General features: G+C 69.3%; 15 protein-coding genes and 1 pseudogene. 12 read left to right on the top strand and 4 right to left on the bottom strand.

The window, feature by feature from the left end:
* Nucleotides 1-456: pseudogene (locus ACLBYG_RS29145) on the bottom strand (glycosyltransferase); the annotation flags it as partial.
* 239 nt (nucleotides 457-695) lie between these two features.
* Nucleotides 696-1,154, bottom strand: coding sequence for an acyltransferase (locus tag ACLBYG_RS29140; protein ID WP_447683788.1), 459 nt, complete (start codon nucleotides 1,152-1,154; stop codon nucleotides 696-698).
* Between the two features lie 496 nt (nucleotides 1,155-1,650).
* Between ACLBYG_RS29140 and ACLBYG_RS29135 the strand changes: the two genes are divergently transcribed.
* Nucleotides 1,651-2,181: a hypothetical protein gene (locus ACLBYG_RS29135; RefSeq protein WP_447683787.1), complete on the top strand. Its 531-nt coding sequence runs from the start codon at nucleotides 1,651-1,653 to the stop codon at nucleotides 2,179-2,181.
* 61 nt (nucleotides 2,182-2,242) lie between these two features.
* Here the strand turns inward: ACLBYG_RS29135 and ACLBYG_RS29130 are convergent, their stop codons facing one another.
* Complete coding sequence (locus ACLBYG_RS29130) at nucleotides 2,243-3,676, bottom strand: SDR family NAD(P)-dependent oxidoreductase (RefSeq protein ID WP_447683786.1); 1,434 nt, start codon at nucleotides 3,674-3,676, stop codon at nucleotides 2,243-2,245.
* A gap of 190 nt (nucleotides 3,677-3,866) precedes the next feature.
* Between ACLBYG_RS29130 and ACLBYG_RS29125 the strand changes: the two genes are divergently transcribed.
* The 11 genes from ACLBYG_RS29125 to ACLBYG_RS29075 all read left to right on the top strand — a co-directional run bounded on the left by ACLBYG_RS29125 (nucleotide 3,867) and on the right by ACLBYG_RS29075 (nucleotide 14,740).
* The gene (locus tag ACLBYG_RS29125) at nucleotides 3,867-5,474 is read left to right on the top strand and encodes an HAD-IIIC family phosphatase (RefSeq protein WP_447683785.1); all 1,608 of its coding nucleotides are present in this window, start codon (nucleotides 3,867-3,869) and stop codon (nucleotides 5,472-5,474) included.
* Nucleotides 5,440-5,757 (top strand): hypothetical protein, encoded by a 318-nt coding sequence (locus ACLBYG_RS29120; protein ID WP_447683784.1) that lies wholly within the window; start codon nucleotides 5,440-5,442, stop codon nucleotides 5,755-5,757. Before ACLBYG_RS29125 ends, ACLBYG_RS29120 begins: the two co-directional genes overlap by 35 nt.
* Complete coding sequence (locus tag ACLBYG_RS29115; protein WP_447683783.1) at nucleotides 5,750-6,790, top strand: ketoacyl-ACP synthase III; 1,041 nt, start codon at nucleotides 5,750-5,752, stop codon at nucleotides 6,788-6,790. The genes ACLBYG_RS29120 and ACLBYG_RS29115 overlap by 8 nt, the downstream gene beginning before the upstream one ends.
* Complete coding sequence (locus ACLBYG_RS29110; protein ID WP_010685059.1) at nucleotides 6,787-7,014, top strand: hypothetical protein; 228 nt, start codon at nucleotides 6,787-6,789, stop codon at nucleotides 7,012-7,014. Before ACLBYG_RS29115 ends, ACLBYG_RS29110 begins: the two co-directional genes overlap by 4 nt.
* Nucleotides 7,015-7,031: 17 nt before the next feature.
* Nucleotides 7,032-7,757, top strand: a complete 726-nt coding sequence (locus tag ACLBYG_RS29105) for an SDR family NAD(P)-dependent oxidoreductase (RefSeq protein ID WP_447683782.1) — start codon at nucleotides 7,032-7,034, stop codon at nucleotides 7,755-7,757.
* Complete coding sequence (locus ACLBYG_RS29100) at nucleotides 7,754-8,404, top strand: acetyltransferase (RefSeq protein WP_447683781.1); 651 nt, start codon at nucleotides 7,754-7,756, stop codon at nucleotides 8,402-8,404. The genes ACLBYG_RS29105 and ACLBYG_RS29100 overlap by 4 nt, the downstream gene beginning before the upstream one ends.
* Nucleotides 8,405-8,503: 99 nt before the next feature.
* Complete coding sequence (locus tag ACLBYG_RS29095; RefSeq protein WP_447683780.1) at nucleotides 8,504-9,670, top strand: DegT/DnrJ/EryC1/StrS family aminotransferase; 1,167 nt, start codon at nucleotides 8,504-8,506, stop codon at nucleotides 9,668-9,670.
* A 72-nt stretch (nucleotides 9,671-9,742) separates the two neighbouring features.
* Complete coding sequence (locus ACLBYG_RS29090; RefSeq protein WP_447683779.1) at nucleotides 9,743-11,296, top strand: glycosyltransferase family 61 protein; 1,554 nt, start codon at nucleotides 9,743-9,745, stop codon at nucleotides 11,294-11,296.
* Between the two features lie 240 nt (nucleotides 11,297-11,536).
* Nucleotides 11,537-12,130 (top strand): GNAT family N-acetyltransferase, encoded by a 594-nt coding sequence (locus ACLBYG_RS29085; RefSeq protein WP_100253549.1) that lies wholly within the window; start codon nucleotides 11,537-11,539, stop codon nucleotides 12,128-12,130.
* Nucleotides 12,131-12,212: 82 nt separating this feature from the next.
* Nucleotides 12,213-13,736, top strand: a complete 1,524-nt coding sequence (locus ACLBYG_RS29080) for a glycosyltransferase family 61 protein (protein ID WP_447683778.1) — start codon at nucleotides 12,213-12,215, stop codon at nucleotides 13,734-13,736.
* 53 nt (nucleotides 13,737-13,789) lie between these two features.
* On the top strand, nucleotides 13,790-14,740 hold the full coding sequence (locus ACLBYG_RS29075) for a hypothetical protein (RefSeq protein WP_447683777.1): 951 nt from the start codon (nucleotides 13,790-13,792) through the stop codon (nucleotides 14,738-14,740).
* Nucleotides 14,741-14,904: 164 nt separating this feature from the next.
* Here the strand turns inward: ACLBYG_RS29075 and ACLBYG_RS29070 are convergent, their stop codons facing one another.
* Complete coding sequence (locus tag ACLBYG_RS29070; RefSeq protein ID WP_447683776.1) at nucleotides 14,905-15,840, bottom strand: GNAT family N-acetyltransferase; 936 nt, start codon at nucleotides 15,838-15,840, stop codon at nucleotides 14,905-14,907.
* Nucleotides 15,841-15,842 lie beyond the last annotated feature (2 nt).

The raw sequence follows: 15,842 nt of genomic DNA, 5'->3' as shown, positions 1-15,842 counted from the left end.
GAGATAGTAGGCGCCGTCGACGAGGCGGCGGGCGAGGCGGTGAGCCTCGGCCGTGTCGGGCTTCGGCAGGGCGGCCGCCTCCCCCTCCCCGCCGGCCCCGCCACGTCCGGCGCGGCGGCGCGCGAGGGCGTGCAGGAGCGGGTTGATGCCGGCGCGGGCGAGGTGGGGATGGGCGGCGAGGTAGGCGGCGGAGTCGAAGTCGGGGCGCGGGTCGCGGCCCGCGCGCCAGCCGTGGACGAGGTAGTCGCGCACCGGGTCGGCCGCGATCCCGTACCAGCTCGCGTAGAACGCCGTGTCGAAGTGCGGGGCCAGGGCGGCGACCTGCGCGTCCGCGGTGACGAGATCGTCCGCCGCCGGCAGGCCGCGGCGGGCCGCCAGCCGGATCAGCGGGTTGCCGCTCGCGCGGATCGGGCCGGAGCGCGCCCAGCGATGGTACAGGCCGCGGATCTGCTTCAACGCGCGGCGCCCGCTCTGTCGCGCGACGGCCGCCGATCGCCGTCGGAGGGCGTGCCGGAGTCGGCGCTGGGTTCGAGGCCTGGAGCTCGGGTGAGCATGTGTTCGCGCGGGCTGGATCGAAGGCGTCTCGGCGCGCCGGGCAGGGTGCCGCGCCGACGGCCCATCGCCCTAACGGAACGCGCGCGCGGGGTAAACAACCGCGCGCCCTGCCCGACGTCCCGCGCGACCCGCCGGCGCGGTCAGATCAGGTCGGACCGCCACGTCACGTTCTCCCGCACGATCCGCGCGGGGTTGCCGGCGGCCACGCAATGGGGCGGAACCGTCCCGGTGACGACGGCGTGCGCGCCGACGATCGCGTTGTCGCCGATGACCGTGCCCTTGAGCAGCGTGGCCTGATTGGCGATCCAGACGTGGTTGCCGACCCGCACGGGCTTGGCCGGGTTCAGCCGCGCGCCGGTGTCCCGGGTGACGATGGAGTGGAAGTCGCTCGTCGTCATCCAGACGCCCGACGCGATCGAGCAGTCCGTGCCGATCTCGATCGCCTTTCCCTCGACGGGGTTGAGATGGACGAGCCCGGTGAAGCCGGTCCGGTCGCCGATGCGCAGCACCGAGCCGGGGCCGATATAGATGTTGGCCATCGACAGCCGCACGTCCTCGCCGACATCGAATCGGCAATTCGACTCGATGACGATGTGCATGTCCTTGTCGGACACGCAGCCCCTGCCTATGCGGATGTAGTTGTTGTCGCCGTTGACGTAGATTTTTCCCGCTTGGCTGTGCTGATCCCGCGAATCAATGTCGATGACATTATTCTCCCCTTTGTCGAAGATATTCAAAGACATAATTCGCTCTGCGGGATCTATGAACGCCCCTGGGTGCGGCGCGGCCGACGCCCCGGAGCGGACGGCCGCACATCGAACCCGCGGAAGGAAGCTCGCCTTCTGACATGACGATTACGGTATCGGCGTGCCGAGATCGGGATCTGTCGACATTCGGCGGTCGCGCCGACGCCTCCGAGCCGGCATCGGCGTTTCAGGAATGTCTCTAAGCCATCGGGCGCTGTCCTCACAACTCGCGCGGGGATCGGGCGCCCGTGGCCGGGCGCGGTCGGCGCGCCTCTCCGCGGCTGTTGACGCCGGGAGGCACCTGTGAGGTATGCCGTCAGCCAGCGAAAACATGGGATGAGGCCGTCCGGTGGCTGAGGACAACACCCTGACGAAGGCCCTGGTGGACGTTCGGGCGCGCAGGGCCGCGCTGCAGAGCGACTACGACCGGATCGCGGCCGAGCTGACCAAGCTCCGGGCGGCGGAGGCGGCGCTGACCTCCATCGTCGAGGGGATCCCGCTGGACGCCTCCGGTCTCCACGCGCCCGAGGGACCGCGGGCCGCCGCGGCCGACCGCGCCGCGCCCGCCTCCGGCGGACGGCGGGGCGCCCGCGGTCCCCGGGCCAACTCGGCCAAGGGGCGGCTGAAGGCGCTGCTCGGCTCGGCCGGCCCGCAGGGCCTGTCGCACGCCGAGATCGTGGAGCGGCTGCCCGACGTCGCGCCCAACACCCTCAACACCTATCTCAGCATGCTGGTGACCGGCGGCGAGGCGATCCGGAACGGCGACTTCTTCACCGCCGCCGCGGCGCCCGACGGGGCCGAGGACGGGGACGTCGAGGTCGAGGTCGAGGCGGATCCGGACACGGACGAAGAGGTCCGGCACGACGCCGCCGCGGAGTGATCCCGGCGCCCGGCTCGGACAGGGCCGTCCGATACGGTCCCGCACCCGGCACGCCTCCGGGTCAGGCGGCCGCCGACATCCGCCGGATGATCGGCAGCATCAGCGCGCTCGGCGCGGCGGCCGGCACGGGGAAGATCGTAGCGGTCTGGTCCGTCTTCACCCGGGGCAGCCGCTCGATCACGGTGCGCAGGTTCGGGAGCGTGCGCGCCAGGGTCGCGGCGAGGGTCTCGCCGGCGATCTTGGCCATCACGTATTCCAGGGTGTCGCGGGGCGCCTCGTCGATGGCGCTGGTCGACGGGTAGAAGGCCGCCACGGCGTCGCCGCGCTCCAGGCAGAACTGGCTCAGCTCGTAGAAGGCGGTGTTGTAGACGCGCATCATCTCGTCCAGGCAGGCCGGCTCGAAGGGGGCGCGCTTCTGGCGGAAGATGCGGGGCGTCGCGAAATGGTAGAGCTGCGACGGGCGCATCGCCAGCGCCGCGAGCTGCGCGGCGGCCGGCTCGGCGGCGTCGTAGCGGAGGACTTGGCAGCGGCCGCCGGCGTCGCGGATCTCCCGGGCGATCGCCTCCGCCTCGTCGGCGCCGGACGCGTAGGTGATGCAGACCGCCCCGCCGCCGGCGGCGATCAGCTTGGCGGTCGCGGCGCCGAGGCCCCGCGACCCGCCGACGATCAGCGCCGACACCGCCGCGAAGGCGTCCGGCTCCACCAGCGCCGCGAGGTCCCGCAGGCTCTCCTGCTCCACCGGCCGCGGGCGGACGAAGCCCTCGACCCGGGCGACGAGGCCGGGGCCGACGGCGTCCAGCGTCACCGATTGCAGCATCGGCTGGAACCGCTTCACCGCGTAGCCGAGGCTCGAGCCGGTGCCGCCCTCTGTGACGGTCACGTCGATCTTCGAGAGGATCGAGTGGAGGCCGGGGACGAACATGCCGACGAGGGTCGAGAGGCCGCCCAGGGCCGCGACCCGGCCCGGGCCGAGGGCGCGGGCGAGGCGCGGCGCCAGCGCGGCGATCGCCGCCGGGTCCGGCAGCGCGAAAGCCCCGGCGAGGCCCGGCAGCGCCGCCGGATCGCGGGCGACCGGCTCCGCGGGGATCGCGGTCGGCGCCGCCTCGACCGGTCGGGCCGGTGCCCGATCCGCCGCGAAGGTCGCCTGGATCGTCAGGGTGCGGACGCCGTCCACCGCCAGGGACAGGCGCAGCTGCCGCGCGTCCGCCTCGTGGACCGTCAGGACGGTGCGGTCACCGACCAGCACGAACCGCTCGAACCGCATCTGCAGCGTCGCGAGCCGGTCGAGGGGATGGGCGTCCGCGCAGGCATCGAGGGCCCAGAGGGCGGCATGGACGCCGTGGACGGCGCGCTCGCCGGCGAGCGTCCGCCGGGCCATCCGCGCGTCCATGTGCATCGGGTTCACGTCGCCGGTCGCCCGCGCGAAGGCGGCCTGATGGGCCTCGGTCCAGGTCCGCGTCGTCGCGGCGGCCTCGTCCGAACCGGATCCGTTCATCGCGCAGCTCCTCCTCGGCCGGCCCCCGCCCGGTCCACGCCCCGGCCGGGCTGGCCGGCCGCCGGATGCCCGGCCCCTTGCTTTATGGCACGCGATCTCGCAAGAGGGCGGCGCTCGCACGCACGGAAAGGGGCCGGTCGATCGCCGGAGGGCAGGCATCCGCAGGGTGTCGCAGGGACCGGTATCGAGGATGACCACGGCTCGCGCCCTGTCGATCGGTTTCGTCGGAAACGTCGTCACCAACCCGTTCGGGAAGGTGGCGGGCCGCCTCGCGGATCTCGCCACGGTCTCGTGCGAGCATCTCCCCATCGGGCAGATCGAGCAGGTGCTGGCGGGGCCCGCCGCCGCCGACGTCCTGATCGTGCATCTCGACCACCGCTGGTTCTTCGACGTCGCCCCGGACGAGGCGGCCGTGGACCGCGCGCGCGGCCTCGCCGAGCTGGTCTCGGCGCGTCTCGCCCGGGCGCCGGGGACGATCATCCTCAACACCGTGCCGTTCGTGCCGGTCTCGTCCGTCGAGAGCGACCTCCACGACCAGCTTCAGGCGCTGGCGCGGGTGAACGCGGTGCTGTTCGACCTCGCCCGGGCGCAGGAGCGGGTCAGCGTCGTCGACGCCGCCGGCGCGCTGGCGCTGCTCGGCTTCGCCAACGCCTTCCGCGAGCGCAACCGGTACATGTACCAGATGCCCTACGCGCCGGCCGCCGTGGACGCGCTCAGCGAGCGCTACGCCGACGCCGTCGCGGCGCGGCTGCGGGCGCGACGCAAGGTGGTGGTGGTCGACGCCGACAACACCCTCTGGGGCGGCGTCGTCGGCGAGGACGGCGTGGAGAACTTGGAGGTCGACAGCGACTATCCGGGGATCGTCCACACGCAGCTCCAGCGCCAGCTCCTGCGCCTGAAGGGCCTCGGGATCCTGCTCTGCGCGGTGACCAAGAACAACGAGGAGGATTTCCGCGCGGTCTTCGCCCAGCGCGCGATGCCGCTTCGCCTCGACGATTTCGTGGCCTACCGCAGCAACTGGACGGAGAAGAGCGAGAACATCCGCGACCTCGCCGCGGCCCTGAACCTCGGCCTCGACAGCTTCATCTTCCTCGACGACAACCCGTTCGAGATCGAGGAGGTCCGCGCCCGGCTCCCCGGGGTCGAGTGCCACCTGTTCGACCGGACGCGCCCCGAGCAGGCGCTCACCCTCCTCGACGGCATCGCGTCGCTGCGCGCCCGGAACGTCACCGCCGAGGACCTGGCCAAGACCGAGCAGTACCGCGGCGAGGCCCAGCGCCAGGAGCTGCAGCGCTCCGCCGCCTCGATGGACGAGTACCTCGCCTCCCTCGAGATCCGGGTGCACGTCGCCCGCAACAACCCGGGCTCCCTGCGGCGGGTCACGCAGCTGATCAACAAGACCAACCAGTTCAACCTGACGACGCGGCGCTACACCGAGGACGAGGTCGCCACCGCCATGCGGGAGGGCGGCGTCTACGCGGCCCGGGTGGTCGACCGGTTCGGCGACATGGGCATCGTCGGGGTCGCCATCGTCCGGGGCGGCGAACTCGAGACGTTCCTGATGAGCTGCCGGGCGCTCGGACGCCGCATCGAGGCCCAAATTCTGCGCCACGTCTGCCAGCAGGAGGGCGATCGGGACCTGAGGGCCCAGTATCGCCCGAGCGCGAAGAACCGGATGGTCGAGAGCTTCCTCGACGACAACGGCTTCGAACCCTTGAGCGCTGGCCCCGAGGGCAAGACGTACCGACTGACACGAGGACCGGATGACACCCCCTACATCCACATCGTCGCGGAGTGACCGCGGCGCCGTCGAGGCGGCTGCCCGCGCGACCTTCGCGCGGCTCGTCGAGACCTGGGGGCGCCCGGACCTGGAGAATCCCGGGCCCGACGACGACGTCTACGAGCGGCTCGATTCCTTCGCGGTGGTCGAGCTCCTCCTCGAGACAGAATCCGAGATCGAGCGGACGGTCGGCCGCTACGTGCCGCTCGCCAACGAGAGCATCCTCGACAGCACGAAGTCGCCGCTCCGCCGCTTCCAGGGCTGGATCGACTACGTCGCCGAGACGGTCGAGCATGGCTGACCTGCGGTTCTCGCGCGCGACCCTCGCGGGGCTCGTCACCACGGTCGGCGCGCGCGTCCAGGCCTTCGACGACGAGGCGGCCGGCCTCGGGCTCGCCCCCGAGGAGGCGGAGCGCCTCAAGCGGGCCATGGGCTTCGCGACCCGGCACGTCGTCGCCGATCCCGCCACCACGACGGCGGATCTCTGCCTGCACTCGGCGCGCCACCTCCTGCGCGGCCTCGACCTGCAGCCCGACGCCGTCGACGGGCTGATCCTGGTCACCCAGACGCCGGATTACAGCTCCCCGTCGACCGCGATCGGGATGCAGCACCGCCTCGGCATGCGGACCGACACGCTCTGCTTCGACATCCGCCTCGGCTGCAGCGGCTTCGTCTACGGCTTGTCGGTCGCCTACAGCCTGGTCGAATCCGGCCTCGAGCGCGTCCTCCTCTGCGTCGGCGACGTCGCGAGCCGCATGGTCGCGACCGGGGACCGGTCGATCACGCCGATCATGGGCGACGCCGGCGCCGCGGTGCTGATCGAGCGGCGCGCGAGCGAGAGCTTCTTCCAGCTCCACAGCGACGGCTCGGGCGAGAAGGCCCTGTTCATCCCGCACAGCGGCCTCCGGGCCGACGCCGAGGATGCGGGCAAGCCCGGCACCATGCACATGGACGGGGCGCAGGTCTTCAACTTCACCCTCAAGCGCGTCCCGCCGCTGATCGAGGGCATCCTGGCCTTCTCGGACACGCGCGCCGAGGACGTCGATTTCCTGGTCCTGCACCAGCCGAACAAGTACATCCTCAAGAACCTCCAGCGCCGCCTGGGGCTCGACGACAGCAAGCTCCCGACCGGCACCCAGTCGGTCTACGGCAACCAGAACTCGGCCTCGATCCCCGGCACGATCTCGGGCTTCCTCGCGGAAGCCTATGCGGGCCGGCGGGTGCACTCGCTGCTCGCCGGCTTCGGGGTCGGCCTGAGCTGGGGAGCCTGCACGATCACCACCGACCGGATCTTCGCGCCCCCGGTCCTGACCTACGAGGAGACCACCCGATGACCGAGGGCGCATTCCTGGACGAACTCGGCACGATCCTCGACCAGCCGGGGCCGCTCGCCCGCGGGCAGAGCCTCGGGGAGATCGAGACCTTCGACTCGCTCGGCATCCTCAACATCATGGCGCTCTACGACACGCTGGGCCTCGAGGTGGATCCGCAGCGGATCGCCGGGGCGGCGACCACCGACGACCTGATCGCGCTGGCCGGCGCGAAGCTGCAGGCCTGAGCGCGATGTCGGAGCCGATGTCGGAGCCGGGACGGCACGTCCTCGTCGTCGGGGCCAGCAGCGGCATCGGCCGCGCCGTCGCCGAGCGCCTCCGCGCGGGCGGGGCGCGGATCACCGCCCTCGCCCGGCGGGCGGACCGGCTCGCCGAGCTGGAGGCCCTCGGCTGCGCCGCCGTCGCGGCCGACGTCACCGACCTTCCGGCGATCGGCGGCGTGCTGCAGGCGGCGGTGGCCGAGCGGGGGCTCCTGACCGGGCTCGTGTACTGCGCGGGCGTCCAGGTCATCAAGCCGATGCGCAGCCTCGGCGTGGAGGAGGTCGAGCGCCTCTATCGCACCAACCTCGTCGCGCCGACCCTGTTCGCCGCCGCCTTCGGCAGCGCCCGCGTCTCGACACGGGACGCGGTGTTCTGCGCGGTCTCGTCCGTCGCGGCGCAGAGGCCCGAGCCGGCGATCGTGCCCTACGCCGCCTCCAAGGCGGGCCTCGACGCCCTGATCAAGGGGCTCGCCCGGGAACTCGCCCCCCGGCGCGCGGTCGGTGTCGCCCCCGGCTGGCTCGACACCGAGATGACCCAGGCCCATGCCCGCCTGTACGGCGCGGAGTTCAAGGAGGCGCTGGAGAAGCGCAGCCCCGCGGGCGCCGCGACCGTCGAGTCCGTGGTCGACGCCATCGCGTTCCTGATGTCGCCGCAGGCCCGGCACGTCACCGGCGAGATCCTGCGGGTCGACGGCGGGGCCGTGCTGTGACCGGGACGGCGCAGCGGCTCGCGCTGATCGGCGGCGGCGGCTTCTCCAAGGAGATCGCCGAGATCGCCCGCGCCCTCGGCCACACGGTCGAGGATACCTACTCGACCGCTCCGGAGGTCCAGGTCGGCCGCTACCGCGGCTATCTCGACGCGCTGCTCGCCGACCGGGCGGAGTATGACGGCGTCGTCCTGGCGGTCGGCGGCGTGAGCCGGCGCGCGATCCGGGCGCGGGCCGAGCTGATCGCGTGGCTCGACCGCCACGGCCTCCCCTGCCCCGCCCTCGTCTCGCCCCGCGCGATCGTGAGCCCGGACGTCGCAATCGGCGACGGCGCCTTCGTGGCGCACGGCGTGATCGTCAACGCCGACGCCCGGCTCGGGCGCTTCTGCGTGCTGAACTCGGCGGCCATCGTCGGCCACGACACGGTCGTCGGCGACAACACCACGATCTCACCGGGCGCCTTCGTCGGCGGCCGCTGCGCGATCGGTGCCGACAGCCTCGTCGGGCCGCTCGCCAAGGTTCTTCAGGGCCTCACCCTCGGGCAGGGCGTCACGGTCGGCATGGGCTGCAACGTGCTGCGCGCCCTGCCCGACAACGCGACGATCTGGCCCCGGGCGGACATCGTCGCCCCGGCGCCGAAACCGGCCTGATCGGCCTCAGCTCCGCCCGATTGCTACGTCATTTCAGTCTTCCCGAATTCGATGTGTCCAGATGGTCGGCCTCGCGTCCGAACATCGCGAGGAGGTTCCATGAGCGCTGAGCCGCGATCGTTCGATCAGCCGATCTACGTGACCCGTCCGATGCTGCCCGAACTCGCGGTCTTCACGAAGCATCTGGAGGCGATCTGGCAGTGTGCCGTTCTCTCGAACGGCGGGCCGCAGCACGTGGAGCTGGAGAAGCGGCTCCACGCGCACCTGGGCGACGGCCACATCGCGCTGTTCAACAACGGCACCAACGCCCTGATGACGGCGGTCAAGGCCCTCGATCTCTCGGGCGAGGTCATCACAACACCTTTCACCTTCGCGGCGACCCCGCACGTGCTCGCCTGGCACGGCATCCGGCCGGTCTTCGCCGACATCGAGGAGCACTCGATGACTCTCGATCCGGCCCGGATCGAGGCCGCGATCACGGAGCGCACCACCGGAATCCTCGCGGTTCACGTCTACGGCAACCCGTGCGACGTCGAGGCGATCGAGCGGATCGCGCGCAAGCACCGCCTCAAGGTGCTGTACGACGGCGCCCACGCCTTCGGGACCCGGGTCAACGGCCGGCCCATCGCGAGCTACGGCGACGCGACCATGTTCAGCTTTCACGCCACGAAGCTCTTCCACACCGCGGAGGGTGGGGCCGTGGTCACCAACGACGGCGACGTGAAGCGGCGGATGGAGCTGCTGAAGAATTTCGGAATCGCCGACGAGGTGACCGTCAAGGCTGTCGGCATCAACAGCAAGATGAACGAGATCCAGGCCGCCATGGGCCTGTGCCTGGTCGATGCGGTCGCGGCCGAGAAGGCGAAGCGGCTCGACCTCGCGCATGTGTACCGGGATCACCTCGGCGGTGTGCCCGGCATCACCGCCTCGCGGCCGCTCGACCTCGATACCGACAGCCTGCAGTATTACTGCCTTCGGATCGACCGGGCCGTCGCCGGCGTGAGCCGTGACGAGGTCTACGACCGCCTCAAGCACTACAATGTCTTCGCGCGCCGCTATTTCTATCCGCTGTGCAGCCAGTACGAGCCGTACCGTCTCTTTCCCGACAGTGCGATCGACAATCTGCCGGTCGCCAACAGAGTCGGCGACCAAGTCCTCTGCCTGCCCTTCTACGGCGAGCTCGGGACCGCCAACGCGGAGCGGATCTGCCAGATCCTCCGTCACATCGTGATGGACGGCGCCGTCGGCGCTGTGCACGCAGCCTGAGATCGGCCCGCGTCCGGACAATGAGTGTTTCTGGATCCGGCCCTTGAGCGCCCGATGCCCGGAGGGGTTGGTATGAGTGCCGTCCTCATCTCCAGTTTGCGCGCGCGCGTCAGCCTGTTTCTCGCGGGGAAACTGGTCGATGCCGAGTATTATCTGAACCGCTATCCTGACGTCCGCGCGGCCGGTGTCGATCCGGTCCGACACTTCGCCGAATGCGGTTATGCCGTCCCCATCCGCGCGGCGAACCCGTCCATGGAGCGGGCCATCATCAGGCTCTCGCCCTTCCTGGCGCTGGCGGCCGTGCTCCTGCCGATCCGGCGCGACGACTGGGTCCAGTGTTTCGTTGCGTATTATCAAGATCTCTGGTGCGGCGACCTGGGTCTGAAGTTCCGCTTCGCCCGCTGGGTTGCGCGTCTCCTGGCGGCCCGGGCTATGGGGTCCGGGCCCGACGCTGCGAATCTGCAGCGGATCGTCGGCACCACGCTCCCGATCGCCCGGATCAGCGACGAGCATCCCTGGCTCACGCTGCGGAGGATGGACCCGCCGGAGACGCATCGATTCAGCTCCCCGCGGGTGTGGGAAGGGCGCGGCGCGCTCGTCGCGCGCGAGGTCACGCTACCCCCGCTCTGGTGCGCGACCGTCCAGAACGCCAGCGTCTTCGGAGCCATGCAGGTCGCGGCGAGCGGTCACTTCGTGAGCTACGAGCCCGCCGCCGATCCGAGTCTGTCCTTCGCGGCCGGACAGCATCGGCACGTCATCGCCTGCTACGCGCCACAGGACAACAAGATCGTGGCGCGCCTGCCCGATGCCGCGACAAGCCGCCTCGACGAGGCGATCCTGCTGGGCGGCCGGTGCAGCAACAACCATTTCCACTTCCTCATCGAGTATCTCTCCCGAGGCTACCTGATTGATCGCCTGGGTCTCCCCGACGACATCCCGCTGGTCATCTCGGACAATCTGTTCCCATCGCAGATGGAGGCCCTCGAGTTATTCTTTCCGGGTCGGAAGTTCGTCGCGGTGTCCAGCCGGGAGCGGCTCGACGTCGGAAAGCTCCACATCCCGTCCCTCATGACGTATCTCCCGGACGCGCTTGAGGTCACCGACTGGAAGAAGGAGGGGCTCCGCTTCGCGAGCCTGGACTGGCTGCGGCGGCGTGCCTACGAGGCCCTGAACCTCGAAGACGACGCACCGTCCCAGCCGTCCCGGATCTTTCTGGCCCGGCGGCGCGGCAGAAACATCGTGAACGCCGACGAGGTCGAGGCTGTCTTCGCGCGGCACGGCTTCGCGATCGTGGATCCGAGCACTCTGTCCTTCATCGAGCAGGTGAGACTATTCGCTGCCGCGACCCATGTCGCCGGTCCCCTGGGCGCCGCGTTCTCGAACACGATCTTCTGCAGGCCCGGGACATCCGTGCTCGGCCTCGGATCACGCTACGCCGTCACCTCGTCCCTGTTCCAGAATCTGGCGGAATTGATGGGCTGCGATTGCATCCATCTCCTGAGCGACAAGCGAAAGCGTGACTTTGTCCGCTTGAGCGCGAACAAGATCTCGCTCCGGCAAGGAAGCTATGCCATCAACGCGCGGCGCCTCGACGGCTTGCTGAGGACGTGGCTCGTGCCAGCCTGAGACGGTTGGTTTCCGCGGAAGGCTAGGTGGCTTCGCCCGCTGTACGGGTCCGGCTCAGCCCGGGTCGTTTGATGCCGGGATGCGTGACCCTCTCCGCGGCGGACCGACGGGCACACGACGTGTCGGCACCGCGGCAGACCGGCCCCGGAGCGTCGCGTGACAAGGGCCTTCGCGCGTGGCAGGACTTGCCGAGATCCGTGCGTTCGTCGCGTTCCAGCCACAGAGACGTATCCACCCCGTATGCACATGCCCATCGACCGGATCCGTGAAGCGCGTCCGCTGGACAGCCGGCGGCGCTCGAATCTGCGGCTGGCTGAGCCGAGCGACGCGGCTTTGATCTACCGGTTGCGCTCCGACAACCGTCTCAGCCGTTTCCTCAACGCGCCACCCACCACGGTGGAAGAGCAGGCAGCGTGGCTCACGCGATACAAGAACGACGAGGCCGCGGGCAGACAGTACTATTTCATCATCGTTTCCGATGGCCAGGATCGCGGCACGGTCCGGATGTACGATTTTCGGATCATCGCCGGATTGAAGTCGTTCTGCTGGGGCAGCTGGATCATCGCCCCCCCTCCGGTCGTCGGCCTGGCAGGTTACTCCGCCCTCGCGATCTACGAACTGGGGTTCGAGCACCTCGGCTTCGAGCATTGTCATTTCGACGTGCGTCGTGAGAATGAGAGCGTGATCAATTTCCACCTCCGTTCGGGCGCGAAAATCGTCGACGAGGGCGAGCAAGATTATTTCTTTCACTTCAGCCGCGAAGCATATGACGTGTTCAGGTCGGCGCACGCGTCGACCATCGAGCGCCACTCCGCCTTGTCACAGGCCTCCTGATCGGAGCGGCGAGCGACTGTGCTGAGCACCCGATCTCAGCTGCACGATGCGCCGCTCGACGTCGAGGATAGATATCTCAGCGATGTTGGAGTGGCTTGCCTTACGGATCGCGCGCCGGATCGTCGACAGTGACTATTATCTGACACGAAATGCCGACGTGGCGGCAGCAGGCGTCGATCCTGTCGCCCATTTCGCGCGGCACTGGTCCGCGGCGCCATTGCGCGCGCCCAACGCGCGCATGGAGGCGCGGATCTACGCGTGGTCGCCCGTGCTCGTCGCCGTTCTGGCGATGCTCGGGCAGAGCCGTCAGGACATCACGGACTGCTTCCGCTACCGCATCAACCAACTCGCGACCCGGCGCGGTTTCGGCCTGCAGCTTCGGCTCGCCCTCGCGCTCGCGCGCTTCCTCGCCGTGCGGTCCGCATCGCACGCACGTCCGAGCGGCGGAGCGGGCACCGGTCTCGGCTCGATCTACCCGGTGGTGCGGATCGGGCGGGATGCGGTGCCCTGGATCGACTGCCGCGGCATCGCGGAAGCCGGCGTGTTCGACTTCACGGATCCAGAGGTCGCCCTGTCCGCGCAGCCGCCGACCGCCCGTCGACTGCGCAGGCCGGAACTCTGGTGCGCGACGATCCGGGACGCGTCGCTCTTCGGCTTCGCTCAGATCGTCTCCCATTCCGCCTTCGTGGTCTACGAGCTGGAGGCGGACCCGGCGTTCCGCTACACGAGCCGCCAGTGCGAGTTCGTCATCACCTGTTTCGGCCCCAAGGGCGACCGGGTCCTGGCCCGTGTCCCGCAGGAGGCGGATCGGGCGATCGATGCGGGCATCCTTCTGATCGGGCGATGCGGTGCGAACTATTTTCACTTCCTGATCGAGTACGCCACGAAGGGTTACATCGTCGACAATGCGTCGATACCGCAGGATGTGCCGCTCATCCTGAGCGACGATCTGTTTCCGCAGGAAATGGACGCCCTGAAGCTGCTCTTCCCGGGCCGCCCATTCACGGTCCGGCAGCACGGGCAGCGGCTGGACGTGAAGACGCTCTACGTTCCGTCCTTGATGACCTTCATTCCGGATACGCCCGACGTCGAGTTCTGGACGGTCGCCGCTGTCAATCACGCGAGCCTCTCCTGGCTGCGTGAGCGAGTGATCGAGGCCGTTCCAGCGCCCAGTACTCCGGCGGTCCGGAAGCTCTATCTCGGGCGATCCGCGGGGCGTAACATCACGAACGCCGCCGAGGTGGAGGCAGTGTTTCGCCGGCACGGTTTCGAGATCGTGAACCCGGGGCAGCTCAGCTTCGCGGAACAGGTCGAGGCTTTCAGGACTGCGCGCTGCATCGCCGGGCCGATCGGCGCCGCCTTCGCCAATCTGGTTTTCGCATCGCCGGGCACCCTCGTCCTGGGACTCGTGTCGCCGTTCGCCGTGCAGTTCTCGACGTTCGCCAGCCTCGCGAGGTTTGCCGGGTGTCGCTACTTGGCCGTCCCCGGTGAGCACGGGGCCTATCGCCCAGGGGCCGAGACGCGGCGCCGCTCGCTCGAGCTGACGCACGGCAATTACCGCATCGATCTCGATTACCTGGATACCGTGCTGCGGACCAATGTTTGAAATCTGGCTGTGCCGGCGCACGTCGTCGCGATTTGATCGACAGGGATGACAGCATGAAGACGCCATGGACCGATCTTGGCCTGCGGTTCGCCGCGCCGGGCTCGGGTCTGCTCCGGACGCACGCCATGCTGCCCACGCCGATCGTGCTGGCGGACCGTGTCCGGGTATATTTCTCGTCCTGCGATGCCGATCTGCGCGGGCGTATCTTCTCCGTTGACCTGAGCTTGGACCATCCGCACCCGGTCATCCATTTCGATCCCGCCCCCGTTCTCGATCTCGGAGCCGCGGGGTGTTTCGACGCAGACGGCGTCAATCCCTGTCATCTCGAACGCGTCGATGATATTTGGCGGCTGTATTACGTCGGCTGGCAGAGGCTGTCGGAGGACGTTCCCTATACCCTCTTGGCCGGCCTCGCGGTGAGCGAAGATCGCGGCAAAACCTTCAGGCGGTGGAAGACGGAGCCTGTCCTTCCGGCGACGCCCGACGAGGGCTACTTCCGGACTGCTCCGTTTGTCCGGCGGGTGGGGGAAGGCTTCCAGATCCTCTATATCGGCGGCAACCGCTTCGTTCGTAGCCCCTCCGGGAAGATGCTCCCGCGTTACGCCATCCGCCGGTCGAGATCCGCGGACGGGATTAACTGGGCGGCCCCGGCGGAGGATGTGCTGCTGCCGGATGAGGCGCGCGGCGAGATCGGCTTCGGCCGTCCGCGCGTCGAGACGCTCCCCGGGCAGGACCCTGTCCTGATGGTCTCGGTTCGAACCGAACAGAGCTACAGGCTGATGATGTGCCCGTGGGACGAGGGCCCGGTCGATCCGTCCCGCCTCGTTCCGGTCATCGATACCGCAGGACAGGCATGGGCGTCCGAGATGACGTGCTTCGGTGCGACCTGCCAAGTCGGCGAGCGGACCCTGCTCTTCTACAACGGCAACGGCTTCGGACGAACTGGGTTCGGTCTGGCCTACCGGGATCCGGCCGCGGCCGAGGACGGATTTCGAAGGATGTGAGCCCGGCCGTGTGTCGGGACAGGCGCTGCCGCGACCTGATCGACAACGGCTTCGGGAGCGGTGCAGGGCCCCCCCGACCTCAATGGCCAGGCCGTACGCGTCGGCGGGGCGATCACCGCCTCCGCGGGGCTCGGGTTAGCCAGGACCTCGGACGATTCGCCTCGCTACAATGCAATTGCGTAGGTGTCGTGCATCACGGCGCTGCCGCCGAACTCCTCCTTCTGGATGAGAAGGCCCTGATTCAGGACGCGGCCGCCCTCCTCGGTCGAGATGCCGAAGTCGAAATAGCGCTTCGTCGGCTGATAGGTCTTGATCAGCGTGCTGAAGAGGAGATCCAGCGCCCCCGCGTCCCGGCCCTGCCGGTTGGACGCGATGTACTGCGCATGCGCGACGTCCGCGGTCTCGAAGATCACGACGCCCCCCACCGTCTCGCCCGCCTGCTCGGCCGTGAACAGTTTGATGTTGTCCGGAAAGCGCCCCGCCAGCATCTCGATCTCCGGCAGGGTGTGAACCGGCGCGACGCCGTGACGCTCCCGGAGCGTCTGCGCGAGGATGTCCCAGAACTCTGGCCAGCGGCTGTCGGTGCGGACGGTGAGGCCGGCCTTCTGCGCCTTGCCGACACCCCGGCGGCGGCGGGACGAGAGTTCGCCGGGCAGCCGGTAGTCGATCGTCGTGGTGACGTCCCTCCGGACCAGCTGGGCGCCGACACGGAACAAACAGTAGAGGTCGGCCTCGGCGGGCCGGCGGTGATAGATCGACGGGACCGGCTTGTAGATCAGCTTCCTGGCGCCGGCCTGCCTGTAATGGTTGAGGCAATCCTCGAACAGCGTCAGGGTGGCGTCGGTCGACAGGCGGCCGGTCAGGAGTCCGCCGAACGTCAGGCCCTGATGGGAATGGATGGTGTCGCCGTCGACATTCGCGGGAAGCGTCGCCACCAGCGTATCGTCGCGGATGATGAGCAGCGAGGCGTCCGTGAAGCGGTCGGCGTGGTAATCCATGAAGCCGCGATCGAACAGGAAATGTCCGTTCAGAGCCGTGCCATTGTGCGCGTTCCAGGCCGAGGTTTGATCCCGGGTGAACCGCCGGACCGTCACGGTCATCG

The sequence above is a fragment of the Methylobacterium sp. D53M genome (assembly GCF_053345625.1).
This window is presented reverse-complemented; position numbering and strand designations above follow the sequence as displayed.